The following is a 13,068-nucleotide window of genomic DNA, read 5'->3' as shown; positions in this document are numbered from 1 at the left end:
GGGGCGCCCACGTGTGTCCCGTACCACGTCGGGACGGGCGCGGTACCCGCATATAGCGCGTACCTCGAATAGCGGTTACTAGGGGTTGTGGCCCAGGAGAAGGGCTCATAGCCTCACGGAGTCAGCATCTCGGACGAGCGTGGTCGACGCGCCCCACCGTGCACTCGTGCCCGGCCCCTCAGTGCAATCGCGGGGATGTACTCCTTGAGCCAGATCAAGCCCGATGATGTGGGCCTTATTCGGATATTGCAAACGGAAACTCCGAGCAGTTTCCGGCTGATCTGTTTCCCGGAATCCGCCCACTCCACCGCGTACTACCTCTCCCTGTCCGAGCTTCTGCTGCCCACGGTGGAGGTGCTGGCGATCCAGTACCCCCTCTATGCCGGGCTCGAGGACGATGACCGGCTGACCGACTCCGCCGACCTCGCGGACCGGATTTTCGGTGCGCTGGGGGAGTGGATGGACCGCCCGCTGGCCTTCTTCGGCCACCGGGCCGGCGCCGACCTCGCCTACCGCGTCGCCGAGCGCCTGGAACGGGAGACCGGGACGCCGCTGCTGACCCTGTTCGTCTCCGGCCGGACCGCGCACTGGGGCATGACCCTGGGGCCCCCGGCGCTCGGCTGCCGGATCGTCGCCCTCGCCGGTGAGGGCGACCCCAGGACCCCGCTGCGCGGCGTACGGGCCTGGCGGCGGCGGACGAGCGGACGATTCGACCTCGAGGTGTTTCCCGGTTCCCGCTACTACCTCGATTCGAGCCGGAGAGAGGTCGTCAACCTGGTGCACGACCAGCTGCTCTCCCAAGTCCCCGTCGACGCCGAGTGGGAAGCCGGCGCCGAAGACCAGGGCGCCTAGGGGGGACCCGCCCAGGGCTGCCCGTACTCCTGAGCGAAAAGGAAAAGAGTACGTTCGATGACCGCGAAGATCTACGCGCTCGACTCGGTGCAGACCCTGGCCGACTTCGAGCTGGACGCGCTGCGCGTCGCCGATGTGATCCGCGAGCACGGGGTGACCCACGGCGACCGCGTCATCTTCAAGGCGGGCAACTCCGCCGCCTACGTGAGCGTGCTGTTCGCGCTCATGCACGTGGGAGCCTCCATCGTCCTGATCGACCAGCAGGAGCACCCGGACGAGACCCGGCGGATAGCGGGGCGCACCGGCGCCGCGATCGCCTTCGTGGACGACGACGCCCCGATCCACGACGACATCCGTACGGTGAACCTCTACGAGCTGATCGCCCCGGCCGCCGGGCGCCCGCTGACCACCCGGGAGCTGGACTTCGACGCCTGGGCCGACCGGCGCGACGGCCTGATCATGTGGACCTCCGGCTCCACCGGCGAGCCCAAGGGCGCCGTCAAGTCCGGCCGTAAGTTCCTCACCAACCTGGAGCGCAACGCCGCCCAGGTCGGGCACCGGCCGGACGATGTGCTGCTGCCGCTGCTGCCCTTCGCCCACCAGTACGGGCTGTCCATGGTGCTCATCGCCTGGCTCACCCGCTGCTCGCTGGTGATCGCCCCGTACAAGCGCCTGGACCGGGCCGTCCAGATGGCCGGACGGACCGGCGCCACGGTGATTGACGCCACTCCGTCCAGCTACCGCACCATGCTCAACCTGGTCGGCCGTAAGCCGTCGCTGCGGGCCCAGTTGACGGGTGTCCGGATGTTCTGCTCGGGCGCCGCGCCGCTGGACGGGGCGCTCTCCGAGCGCTATGTGGCCGAATTCGGGCTGCCGCTGCTGGACAGCTACGGCAGCACCGAGCTGGGCAACATCGCCTTCGCCACCCTGGAGAACCCGGTCTCCTGCGGCCGGGCCATGGACGGCATCAAGCTGCGGGTCATCGACGAGGACGGCCACCCGGCCGCCCCCGGCGAGGCCGGCGAGATCGAGGTCGACACCCCGGACGCGCTCGAAGGCCACCTCGCCGCGGACGGCACCATCGAGGCCGTGCCCACCGGCTGGCAGTCCACCGGCGACCTCGGCTACCTCGACGGGGACGACAACCTCTTCGTCCTGGGGCGGAAGTTCGCGGTGCACCGCTCCGGCTACACGCTCTACCCCGAGCTGATCGAGCGGAAGGCGGCCCTCGCCGAGATCTCCACCCGGATCGTGCCGCTCCCCGACGAGCGCCGCGCCGGTGACGAGCAGCTGGTCTTCTTCGTGGAGGACGAGGAGCTGCGGGACGCCAAGCACTGGCGGGAGCGGCTGTGCCAGGTGCTCCCGGTCTACGAACAGCCCAACCGGGTCGAGGTGCTGGAGAACTTCCCGCTCAACCGGAACGGCAAGCCGGACAAGCGCCGCCTCGAGCAGCTCGCCCGGGGCTGAGACATGCTGGCCCGGGATCGAGACATGCTCGCCCGGGATTGAGACATGACAGGGGGAGCCGCCGGCGCGCGACGGCTCCCCCTGTGCGTGACGCCGCGGCCGTCAGTCGTACGGAAGCTCCAGCGGCGCGAAGGTGTCGAAGAGATCACCGGGGCCGGGGTTGTCCGGATGGGTGGTGCCGCCGAGGTGGCGGAGCACGCCCCACACCGCGTTCAGCGCCGTGGTCACCGCGCCCTCGGCGAAACCGGCCGTCCAGGAGACATCGTCCCCGCACAGGAAGAAGCCCTGCTGCGCCGGATCCGCCCCGTCCTGCATGAACTGGGTGAACAGCCGCCGCTGATAGCGGTAGTGGCCGGGCAGATTGTTCTTGAAGGCCCCCATGAAGCGGGGCTCGGTCTCCCAGGTGACGGTCAGCGGCCCCGCGATGATGTGCGACCGGATATCCACATCCGGATAGATCGCGGCCAGCTTGGTCAGCAGCGTCTCCAGCCGCTCCTCGGCCGAGAGCGTGGCGACCTTCAGCGAGTCGTCGTTCCAGGTGTACGACAGGCACATCACCCCGGGCCGGTCGGGCCCGTCGTCGAACAGATAGACACCGCGCGGCATCCGGTCGGTGAGCGTCATGCTCATCGCGTCCTGGCCGGTCGCCGGGTCGGTGTCCCGCCAGAACGGCCGGTCGACCAGGACGAACAGCTTGGACGCGCCCATGTAGTGGGTGCGCTCCACCGCCGTCCACTGCGGAGTGGACAGCAGCGCCGGATCGCAGTCGACCCGGTTCAGCAGCGTCCACACATGCGGGCTGAAGACCACCGCGGGGAACTCGCGCTCCTCGCCGCTCTCGTCCGTCACCCGGATGCCGTCGGCGGTCCGCCGCAGCCGGGTCACCGCGGGCCGGGGCCGGCCGCCGTGCAGCGAGGCCAGCGAGGTGCCCCGCGGCCAGTGCGCCAGCGTCTCGGGCCGGTGCTCCCACAGCCCGTTCGGCACCTGGGAGGAGCCGCCGACTATGCCCACCTGGTTGTCGTCGGCCTCGGTGACCACGACACGCAGGATCTCCAGCACCGAGTTGGGGAAGTCGGTGTCCCAGCCGCCGGTGCCGAAGCCCACCTGGCCGAAGATCTCCCGGTGGCGGAACGACTGGAAGGTGGAGGAGGTCGCGAGGAAGCCGTAGAAGGACTGGTCGTCGAACTCCTTGACCAGCGAGTTCCATACGGTCTTCAGCGTGGAGACGTCGCGCCGCTGGATGGCGTCCCGCAGCGTGGCCAGGTCGGCCCGCTCCTGGAGCGCCTTGTCCCAGGCGTCGGCGACCTCCTGGTAGACCTCCGGGAGCTCACCGGCGGTGCGCGCCCTGTCCTGACCGCCGTTCAGGTCGATCAGCGTGCTCGCGGTGGCCGGCGCCAAAGGATTAGGGAAAGGACGAGTGGACAGGCCCAGCAGATCGATGTAATGGAACAGCGATCGGGCGGCGACGGGAAAGCGCATGGCGCCCATCTCCGCCTTGTATTCCGGATTACCGGGGAAGGGCGTGGAACGCATCCGGCCGCCCAGTTGCTCGGCTTCATAAAGAACTGGGGAAAGCCCTAGTCGTAGAAGCTCATAGGCCGCGGTCAGTCCGGACATCCCGCCGCCGATGACGGCGACTTCGGTTCCGTGCATCGCAGCAGGCAGGGCGCCCAGACCTGCTGGATGGGACAGCCATCTGTCGTAGGAAAACGGGAAATCCGGCACGAGCATCGTCGTGGCGGACGCGGTGGCGCACGTCATTGGATCAACCTCGTTGGGGCCGAGTGGCTTCGCGGGGAGATTCAGGCGGTGTAAGCGACATCGAAATCCAGGCTCGCGGGCAGTTCTCGGCGCTGGCTGATGTTGATCTTCCGGTAGACACGGGTCAGGTGTTGTTCCACCGTGGAGATCGTGATGAAAAGCTTAGCGGCGATCTCGCGGTTGGTGTAGCCGGAAGCTGCTAGTGCTGCCACTCGACTTTCTGCATCGGAGAGTTCGGAAAAGGCGGCAGTATCCTCTCCGGTACGGGCCGCCTCCGACAGGGCCGAACGGGCCGGAGTGCGCTGCAAAGAGCGGGACAGCTCGTCGGCGCCGCAGCTATCGGCGAGCCGCAGGGCCCGACGGGTCATCAGCCGGCTGGTGTCCAGATCGCCGAGCTGCTTGTGTGCCTCCGCCAGGTCCGCCAGCGCCCGCGCCATCTCGTACCAGCCGCCGCTCGCCTGGAGCACCCCCACCGCCTGCTGGAGCAGCGCGATGCGCTCCTGCCGCGGCCGGGTGGCGGCCAGGATCCGCAGCGCGGCGCCCCGGGTGCGCGAGGAGGACTCCCCGGCCAGCTCCAGCTGCTCCTCCGCCAGCCGCGCCGCCCGCTCCTGGCCGCCCAGCGTCAGCCAGGTCTCGGCGGCGCCGAGCCGCCAGGTCAGGGTGGCGGGGGAGTCAAGGCCCCACTCGGCCATCTTCTCGCCGCAGGCGCGGAAGTCGGTGAGGGCCGCGTGCTGGCGGCCGGTGGCCAGCTGGTGCCGGGCCCGTGCGTAGAGGTAGTGCAGCCCGAAGCGGTTGCGGTACATCTCGTCCGGCACCGGGCGGGCGAGCAGTTCGGCCGCCGCGTCATGGTTGCCCATCGCGGTGTGGGCGTTGATCAGCATCCCCAGCGGCATGCCGACGGTGACGCCCCAGCCGCGCGCCGGAAGCTCCTCCAGCGCCCGCTCCGCGTACCGGACCGTGTCCCGCAGCCGTCCCACGCGCAGCGCGATCTGGGCCCGCAGCACGCAGAAGTAGGCCAGCAGTGCCTTGGCGCCGCGCTCGGAGGTCTCCTCGATCAGCCGGTCGCACCAGGTGGTGGCGGTGGCGTGGCGGTCGGCGTACACCAGCGTCTGGAGCGCGGCGTGCACCGTCAGCATCGTCCGGTCCGAGAGCCGCACGGTCTCCAGCACCCGCTCCGCGGCCCGTACGGCGCGCTCGTCCACCCCGCGGCTCAGTACCGTCAGCAGCGCGCGGAACGCGGTCAGATGGGGCGGCTCGGGGGTCTGGTCCGGCGACAGCGGGACGTCCCACGGGCCGTCGTCCTCCTCCTGGTCCAGGAAGGGCCGCAGTTCGGGGTGGTCGGGGTAGGTGGAGGACAGCGCGAGCCGGATGGCGCGAAGACCGGTGTCGAGCTCGGTGCCCGGGTGCTCGGCGGCGGCCCGGCTGACCTGCTCCAGCGCCGCGGCCGCCTCGTCCATCCGGCCAAGGCCCAGCAGCCCGATGACGACCGGGATGGTCTCCGGCGCGGGCAGCAGCCCGCTGCCCGCCGGACCGGCCAGCGACTGGAGGCGCCGCATCTGGGACAGCGGGTTGAACGGCCACATGGCCTGCACCATCGTGGCCTGGAGCTGAAGCGCCTCGCGCTCGTCGGTGGTGTAACGGTCGGCCATCTGGAGGCAGTTCATCGCCAGTTCCCTGCGGTCCGCGGCGATGGCGTGCACGGCCGCGTCGCACAGCGCCTGCGTGATCCACTCCTCGACCGGCTCGGGCGCCTCGTGGCTGAGCAGATGGCGGGCCACGTCGATGGGGTCGGCGCCCTCCTCGTACAGCAGCCGGGCGGCCCGGTGGTGCAGCGGGCCGAGCTCGTGCAGCTCCAGGTCGTCCAGGAGCACGGTGCGCACCGCGTCGCTGCGGAACCGTCCGCCGTGCAGGATCCCGACCTCGGTGAGCAGCGCGACGGACTGCCGTACCAGCCGCTCCTCGACCTCGATCAGCCTGCTCAGCAGGGGAACGGACGCGGCGTCACCCAGCAGCGCGACCCCGTGGGCCACCCGGCGGTGGGCCGGGCCGCCGCGGTAGACGCAGGACAGCGCCGCCTGCCGGAACAGCTCCCCGGCCACCGGGGCGTCCGTGCCGGGCGCGGGGTCGAGGGGGCCGCGGGTGAGGCGGGAGAACCGGTCGTCCAGCAGACCGCGCAGCAGCAGCAGATTGCCGCCGGTCATCTCGTGGTACGCGGCGGCGTGCCGCCCGGCCTCCTCGGTGCCCAACTCCTGGGTCAGCAGCGTGGAGACGCCCGCGACGGTGAGCGGGGCCAGCCGGACGTGGCACACCTTCGGCTCGTGCAGCAGCTCGTCCAGGGCGGTGGCGGCGGGGCCGGTCAGCGACCCGCGGCTCACCACGACGGACAGCGCCTCCGAGCGGCAGCGGCGGATGCCGTACGCCAGGCAGCGCAGCGACGGCAGATCGGCGAACTGGACATCGTCGATGGCGATCAACAGGGGGGCGTCGCCGGTCAGTTCGTCGAGGGTGCGGTGGAAGTTCTGGAGCAGCGAGAGCTCGGCCTGGTCCGGGCCGTTCGGGTCGCGGAGCGCGTCGAGGCCGGGGCGCGGCCGGGAGCGCTGCAAATGGGTCGGCATGCCCTGGTAGAGCTGCTCGAGCACGGCGTAGGGAAACCTCTGCTCCGAGGCGGAGGCGACCGCGGGCAGCACCCGGACGCCGCGTCCGCCCGCCGCATCCGTCATGGTGTGCAGAAGTGCGGTCTTTCCCGATGTCACGGCGCCGCTGATAACGGCGAGCCGGCTTCCCTCGCGGGCGCCCTCGAAGAGGAGCCGATTGAGCCGGGCTATCTCCTGATCGCGCTCCACCAACACGTACGAAACACCTTCCCCGATTTTCCGTGTGCGCAGGGGTTTTGAAAGCGAATCACCGTGCATGGCGCACCTGGTAATGCATCGTCCCCCGAGTTGAAATGACCGTGCCGCTGTTCGGGTCCCCTGTCCCTTCCGTTACTGCACCCTGTGCGGCGGCATCGCTGCTCTGCGTTATGTCGCGTGGTCCCCGCCCCACCCGGTCCGGTTGGGCATGTCAGCCCGGGATACGGGTATGGGGTGGATGCGCACTCTAGCAGTGCCGTTGGTACGAAAAGATGACCGTCTCGTCACGGGAGAAACTGTTCGATTACGGTTTCGTCCCCAGGGTCGAGTTGTGAAATCTGGAGCCGACTCTCAGATCGTGCTTCGTGGCTGGTAGTTGGGGGTTTCCGAAGGTAACACCCCTGTCGGATGTGAAAGTTGCGCAAAAGTGCAGGAAGCTACTGAACCTCAAGTTCGCCCTCTCGCATCCCGTTGTGTGTGTTTCCCCTGTTCGATGGTCGGAGTCATCGTCGCCCCAGGCATCCATTAGCATCGCGGCGGCCACCGAATCGACCGCGGTGTGTCATGGGCCACTATGGGAACGGCACTAGGGAAACAACTAGTTGTCCGAGCGAGAAACGGGAGGAAGTGCGCGTGGTCAACCAGAAGTTGACATTTGTCGTCGGCACCGGTCGGTGCGGTTCGACGGCTCTGTCGCAGATCATCAATATTCATCCGGATGTTCTCAGCATCAATGAATTGTTCGCCAGTATTCCGGACACGGAGGTGCTGGACGAGGCTCCGCTGAGCGGTTCGGATTTCTGGGGATTTCTGTCCCGGCCCAATGTGGTCACCAATAGCATGATCAAAAATGGTGCCATCCCGCCCGAGTTCCTCTACCACCGGATGCCCAAGCGGCGGTTCGACGCGGAGACCACCGGTATCCCGGCCATCCTCGTCATGGTGCTGCCCCATCTGACCGACGACCCCGACGCGCTCTTCGACGAGTTGGCGGCCGAGGTCACCACCTGGCCCACCCGCCGTCCGGCGGACCACTGGAGGGCCCTCTTCGCCACCCTCGGCGCACGGTTCGGCAACCCCGGAGCCGTCGTCGAGCGCACCGGCCTGTCCATCGGCCGCGTACCCGAGATGCACCGCGCCTTCCCCGAGGCCCGCTTTGTGCACCTCTACCGCCAGGGCCCCGACTGCGCCGTCTCGATGAGCCGCCACTTCAGCTTCCGGATGATCCCGATGCTGTGGGAGATGGCCACCCACTGCGGTCTCGAGACCCCGATGCAGCTGACGCCGCAGCACGCGGCCCAGCTCCCGCCCGACCTGGCCCCGCTGCTGAGCGACCGCTATGACCCGGCGCTGGTGTGGGACCGTCCCATCCCGATCGACGCGTTCGGCACCCTGTGGTCCGAGACGATCGTCGACGGTCTGAAGAAGCTGGACGAGGTCCCGGCGGAGCAGCGCACCGCGCTGTCGTACGAGACCCTGCTGGAGGAGCCGGAGAAGGAGCTGATCCGGCTCGCCGAGTTCATCGGGGTGGAACCGCACCGCGACTGGCTGGACGCGTCCATCGCCCACCTCGACGGTGGCCGGCCGGGCGCGGCGAGCAAGCTGGATGAGGAGGAGCTCACCTCGCTGCTGGAGTCCTGTAGCCCGGGGACGCGGGCGCTGGCCGCCCATCAGTAGGGCGCAGGTCGTCACCCGGCGGCGGCCGCCCTCCTGGAGGCCGGTCGCCGGGTGGCGCCCTGCTTCCCCAGAGCCGTTCTGAGTTCCCCACCTCGGGGGAGCTTCCCCGAGGGGGCCATACGTCCTGGGCACGCTGTGGCGGGACGGCCATAGCCGGTGCCTATCATCGTTGGTGTGCAGTTGCATCAGCTGCGATATTTCGCCACCGTCGCGGAGACCCGGCACTTCACCCGCGCCGCGGAGCTCCTGCATGTCGCCCAGCCCTCGCTGTCCCAGCAGATCCGCGCCCTCGAACGGGAGCTGGGAGCCGATCTCTTCCACCGGGCGCGCGGCAATATCGCCCTCACCGACGCGGGAGAGGCCCTGCTGCCACTGGCCCGCCAGATCCTCGCCGACACCGAGACCGCGCACCGCGAGGTCCAGGAGGTCGCCCAGCTGCGGCGCGGCCGGGTGCGGCTGGGGGCCACGCCGAGCCTGTGCGCCAGCTTCGTCCCCGATGTGCTGCGCCGCTTCCACGACGAGTTCCCGGGCATCGAGCTGATCGTGGACGAGGGCGGTTCCCAGGACCTGGTCCGCACGCTCTCCGCGGGCGAGCTGGACCTCGCGCTGATCATCACCCCGGTGCTCGGGCAGGCCCCCGCCCTCGCCGCCACCGAGCTGCTGCGGGAGGAGCTGGTGGTGGCCTCCTCACCCGCGTCCGCACCGCCCACCCGGCGCCGGCGGATCCAGGTCGAGGATCTCCGGGACCGCCCGATGGTGATGTTCCGGCGCGGCTACGACCTGCGGGAATTCACCACGGCGGCCTGCCGGGCGGCCGGTTTCGAGCCGTCCTTCACGGTCGAGGGCGGTGAGATGGACGCGGTGCTTGGCTTCGTACGGGCCGGGCTCGGCATCGCCGTACTGCCGGGGATGGTGGCGGCCAGGTCCGGGCTGCGGATCACGCCGTTCGCGGGCCACGACATGCAGCGCACCATCGCCGTCGCCCACCGTAAGGACGTCGCGCCGCCCAGGGCCGCGCGGGAGCTGCGCCGGGTGATGCTGGAGCATCTGCGGACGGCGGCCGCGGGGGAGTTCGGCCTGCCGCCGACCACGACGCGGCTGCTGCCCTGAGCAGGTCGGAGGAAGTCCGCTACGGTTCGGGCAGCGCCCCGAAGGGCGCGGGGCCGTGTCGATGTGCGGCTCCGCCGCGCGGGCGCGACCGCACCAGGGGCTTCGCCCCTGGACCCCGGGGTCTGGGGCGGAGCCCCACCACGCGGCGGAGCCGCATATCGACGCCGTGGGAAGGGGCGGGGAGGGGGAACAGCCCGCCGCAGGCGTCACGATCCGCCGGACACCCCCTGGCGGGGCGGCGGCGCGCCGTAAGGCCGCCGGGGGGTTGGTGATCAGCCCCAGATCGCGTGGGCCAGCCCCACACCCGCGAAGGCGGCGCCCACCCCGACCACCAGGCTCAGCACCACATTCGCCACGGCGAAGAGCCGGGCGCCCTCCTCGGCCAGCCGCAGGGTCTCGAACGAGAACGTCGAATACGTCGTCAGCGCCCCGCACAGCCCCGTGCCCAGCAGCAGTTGCAGCCGCTGGGACGCCGCGCCCTCCGCCGCCGCGCCGGTCAGCAGACCCAGCACCAGACAGCCCACCACATTGACCAGGAACGTGCCCCACGGGAACACCGAGTCGTGCCGTGTCTGCACCGCCCGGTCGGTCAGATAGCGCAGCGGGGCGCCGACCATCCCGCCCGCGATCACCAGCAGCCAGTTCACCGGTCCTGCCTCCGCGGGTGCACGATCTCGACCGGGTCGACCACCACGAGGCCGTCACCCACGATCTCCTCCAGCTCGGGCAGGAAGGACCGCACTCGCTCCTCCGTATCGATGATCACGACGGCCATGGGCAGATCCTCGCCGAGCGACAGCAGCCGCGAGGTGTGGATCAGGGACGAGGAGCCGTACCCCTCGACACCGCGGAACACGCTCGCCCCCGCGAGCCCCGCGCGATGGGCGCGGTGGACGATCTCGGCGGACAGCGGTTTGCGGTGCCAGGTGTCGTTCTCGCCGATGAAGACGGTCAGCCGCAGCGCGGGCTCGCCGGTCACCGGGCCGCCCTCCGGCCGGTGCCGCCGCCGTGCCCGCTGCTGCCGCCGTAGCCGCCGGTGTCGTCGCCGTGCCCGCCGGTGCTGCCGCCGTAGCCGCCGTACCCGCCGCTGCCGCCGTACCCGCCGAGGACGCGCCGGGTCGCCACCACGGCCGCCCATACGGCCGCCATCGCCATCACGAGCGTGCCCAGCAGATAGCCGAAGGCGATCGCGATACGGCCGTCCTGGATCAGCCGGGTGAAGTCCACGGCGTACGTCGAGAAGGTGGTGAAGCCGCCGAGCACACCGGTGCCGAAGAAGGGCCGCACCAGCCGGTGGGCCGTCCACATCTCGGTGATCAGCACCAGGAACACGCCGATGACCGCGCAGCCGACGACGTTGACCAGCAGGATCGTCCAGGGGAAGGCGCTGGACGGCGTCGGCCACAGCAGCGACGCGCCGTAGCGGGCCGTCGCCCCGAGCGCGCCGCCCACCGCCACCACACCCACCACGGGGCCCTGTCCTCGCCACGGGCCGTGCCGGGCGGGCGGGGCCGGGCCGGTATCGGGGTCGATGGGCTCGTCCACCACATCCGACCGTGAGCTGCCCATAGGGCTCAGATTACGTCGTGACGCGGACACCGGCCGACCGGGGCAGACGAGGGAAGCGGGTCGGGGAGGCCGGTGGGGACGCATGGGCGCCTTACGAAACGAATATATGGGCGCCTTACAGATGTATGGGCGCCTTACGGAGGACGTCCGTCAGTGATCCCGGCGCGCCACGAAGTCGCACAGCGCGTGCAGCACCCGGGTCGCCGGGCCGTCCGGCAGCCCGTTCGCCGCGGTCCTGGCGCGCAGCAGCCGGGCGTGCATCACCGTGCGCGCCTCCGCCAGCGCACCGCAGCGGTGCAGCAGCGCGACGGCCCTCGGCAGCCCGGCGCCCTCCGGGCCCGCGGTGGCGGCGGTCAGCAGGGTGCGCAACTCACCCGCCTCCGGCCGCTCGTCGGCCAGCGCCAGCAGCACCGGGAGGCTGGCCACCCCGATCGCGAGGTCCTTGCCCTGCTCCTTGCCGGAGACCTCGGAGGTGGAGGTGATGTCGAGGATGTCGTCGGAGATCTGGAACGCGATGCCCAGATGTTCTCCGTATTCGGCGAGCGTCTGGACGACATGCTCCGGGGCGCCCGTCCGTACCGCCCCCAGCTGGAGCGCCATGGAGATGAGGGCGGCCGACTTCCCGGCCACCACGGTGAAGTAGTGGGAGAGCGGATCGTCCTCGTCCGAGGGGCCGACGAGTTCCCGTATCTGGCCCATGATCAGCCGATTGGTGACCTTGGACTGCAACCGTATGGTCTCCGGGCCGAGTTCCGCGGCGAGCTGGGCCGCCTTCGACAGCAGCCAATTGCCCGCGAGGACGGCGGTGGTGTTGCCCCAGCGGGCGTTGACGCTGGGGACTCCGCGCCGGGTGTGGGCCTGGTCCATGACGTCGTCGTGGTAGAGCGAGGCGACATGCACCAGCTCGGCCAGGGCGGCGGCTTCGACGGCGCGGGACGGGTCGGTGGCGTACGGATCGGTGCTGGACGGGGCGCGGTCGCCGAACTCCGCGCCCACCAGCGCCAGGAGCGGGCGCAGCCGTTTGCCACCGGGGCCGAAGAGATGTCCGGCGACCTCGGCGACACGAGGGTCCTGGGCCCCGGCGGCGAGAGCGCGCAGCCACTCCTCCGAGGCGTCCATTCCGCGTTCCAGCCGGGCCGTGAGCGCGGGGTCGCCGAAGGTGAGCTCCATGGCCATGGAGCCCCTGGGCTCGGTTCTGGCGGACGCGACCATGTCGCGGACCGTAGGCGAGGGCCACCCCGGAACCCAGAATTCCGTCAGGAAGGTGCCATTTTCCGTATCCCAGGCTTTCCCCAGGCCTTTCCCCAAGCCCCCAGGGAACCCCTCGGCGGGTGCCCGCCCCCTGCCGGTACCGTCAAGCGCGTCGACGCCGACCGTGAGCGAGGAGACCAGCGATGAGCAACCCCTTCGAGAACCCCGACGGCCGCTATCTCGTGCTCGTCAACGAGGAGGGGCAGCACTCGCTGTGGCCCGCCTTCGCCGAGGTCCCGGAGGGCTGGACGGTCGCCCACGGCGAGGACGACCGCCAGGCGTGCCTGGACTACGTCAACGAGCACTGGACCGATATGCGTCCCACGAGCCTGATCAACGCGATGGACGGCACCTCGGCCTGATGAACGCCATGGACCGCACCTCGGCCTGATCGCGTCCGCACGCGGTTGGCAGTTTCCGGTCATATCTCTTCCCTTTCTGGCGCCGCATGACCGTAACGCGCGCCTTACGGTCGCCACGGTGCTCACGGCGTTACGTTGGCGAGGTGACGACGGACGCGAACGTCGAC

Annotated in this window: 10 protein-coding genes and 1 pseudogene; 5 read left to right on the top strand and 6 right to left on the bottom strand. The window is 70.2% G+C overall.

The features are described 5' to 3' along the window. The first annotated feature begins 246 nt into the window (after nt 1-246). Together ACT2CW_RS27090 and ACT2CW_RS27085 are read left to right on the top strand one after the other, a co-directional pair. Nucleotides 247-852, top strand: a complete 606-nt coding sequence (locus ACT2CW_RS27090) for a thioesterase II family protein (protein ID WP_233361671.1) — start codon at nt 247-249, stop codon at nt 850-852. A 57-nt stretch (nt 853-909) separates the two neighbouring features. Further along, nucleotides 910-2,319, top strand: coding sequence for a class I adenylate-forming enzyme family protein (locus tag ACT2CW_RS27085; RefSeq protein ID WP_164433280.1), 1,410 nt, complete (start codon nt 910-912; stop codon nt 2,317-2,319). A gap of 102 nt (nt 2,320-2,421) precedes the next feature. Here ACT2CW_RS27085 and ACT2CW_RS27080 read toward each other — a convergent pair whose 3' ends face one another. Both ACT2CW_RS27080 and ACT2CW_RS27075 read right to left on the bottom strand, forming a co-directional pair. Beyond that, on the bottom strand, nt 2,422-4,080 hold the full coding sequence (locus tag ACT2CW_RS27080) for a flavin monoamine oxidase family protein (protein WP_138915610.1): 1,659 nt from the start codon (nt 4,078-4,080) through the stop codon (nt 2,422-2,424). Nucleotides 4,081-4,121: 41 nt separating this feature from the next. Beyond that, nucleotides 4,122-6,923, bottom strand: a complete 2,802-nt coding sequence (locus tag ACT2CW_RS27075) for an AAA family ATPase (RefSeq protein WP_445518576.1) — start codon at nt 6,921-6,923, stop codon at nt 4,122-4,124. Between the two features lie 642 nt (nt 6,924-7,565). Here ACT2CW_RS27075 and ACT2CW_RS27070 point away from each other — a divergent pair. Both ACT2CW_RS27070 and ACT2CW_RS27065 read left to right on the top strand, forming a co-directional pair. Then, nucleotides 7,566-8,609, top strand: a complete 1,044-nt coding sequence (locus ACT2CW_RS27070; RefSeq protein ID WP_445518556.1) for a sulfotransferase — start codon at nt 7,566-7,568, stop codon at nt 8,607-8,609. Nucleotides 8,610-8,783: 174 nt separating this feature from the next. After that, nucleotides 8,784-9,719, top strand: coding sequence for a LysR family transcriptional regulator (locus ACT2CW_RS27065; protein ID WP_432047778.1), 936 nt, complete (start codon nt 8,784-8,786; stop codon nt 9,717-9,719). A 272-nt stretch (nt 9,720-9,991) separates the two neighbouring features. Here the strand turns inward: ACT2CW_RS27065 and crcB (ACT2CW_RS27060) are convergent, their stop codons facing one another. The 4 genes and pseudogenes from crcB (ACT2CW_RS27060) to ACT2CW_RS27045 all read right to left on the bottom strand — a co-directional run bounded on the left by crcB (ACT2CW_RS27060) (nt 9,992) and on the right by ACT2CW_RS27045 (nt 12,500). Then, nucleotides 9,992-10,366 (bottom strand): fluoride efflux transporter CrcB, encoded by a 375-nt coding sequence (gene crcB / locus ACT2CW_RS27060; RefSeq protein WP_037945817.1) that lies wholly within the window; start codon nt 10,364-10,366, stop codon nt 9,992-9,994. Beyond that, nucleotides 10,363-10,698, bottom strand: coding sequence for a DUF190 domain-containing protein (locus ACT2CW_RS27055; RefSeq protein ID WP_182470313.1), 336 nt, complete (start codon nt 10,696-10,698; stop codon nt 10,363-10,365). Before ACT2CW_RS27055 ends, crcB (ACT2CW_RS27060) begins: the two co-directional genes overlap by 4 nt. A 125-nt stretch (nt 10,699-10,823) precedes the next feature. Then, a pseudogene (gene crcB / locus ACT2CW_RS27050) lies at nt 10,824-11,288 on the bottom strand (fluoride efflux transporter CrcB); the annotation flags it as partial. 150 nt (nt 11,289-11,438) lie between these two features. After that, the gene (locus ACT2CW_RS27045) at nt 11,439-12,500 is read right to left on the bottom strand and encodes a polyprenyl synthetase family protein (protein ID WP_445518555.1); all 1,062 of its coding nucleotides are present in this window, start codon (nt 12,498-12,500) and stop codon (nt 11,439-11,441) included. Nucleotides 12,501-12,682: 182 nt separating this feature from the next. On the opposite strand from ACT2CW_RS27045, the gene ACT2CW_RS27040 reads away from it, so the two are divergent. Continuing rightward, nucleotides 12,683-12,901, top strand: a complete 219-nt coding sequence (locus ACT2CW_RS27040) for an MbtH family protein (protein WP_164433294.1) — start codon at nt 12,683-12,685, stop codon at nt 12,899-12,901. The last annotated feature ends 167 nt before the right edge of the window (nt 12,902-13,068 follow it).

The sequence above is a fragment of the Streptomyces sp. NEAU-174 genome (genome assembly GCF_052665095.1).
The sequence above is the reverse complement of the archived record's forward strand: the minus strand, read 5'-3'. Positions and strand labels throughout refer to the sequence as shown.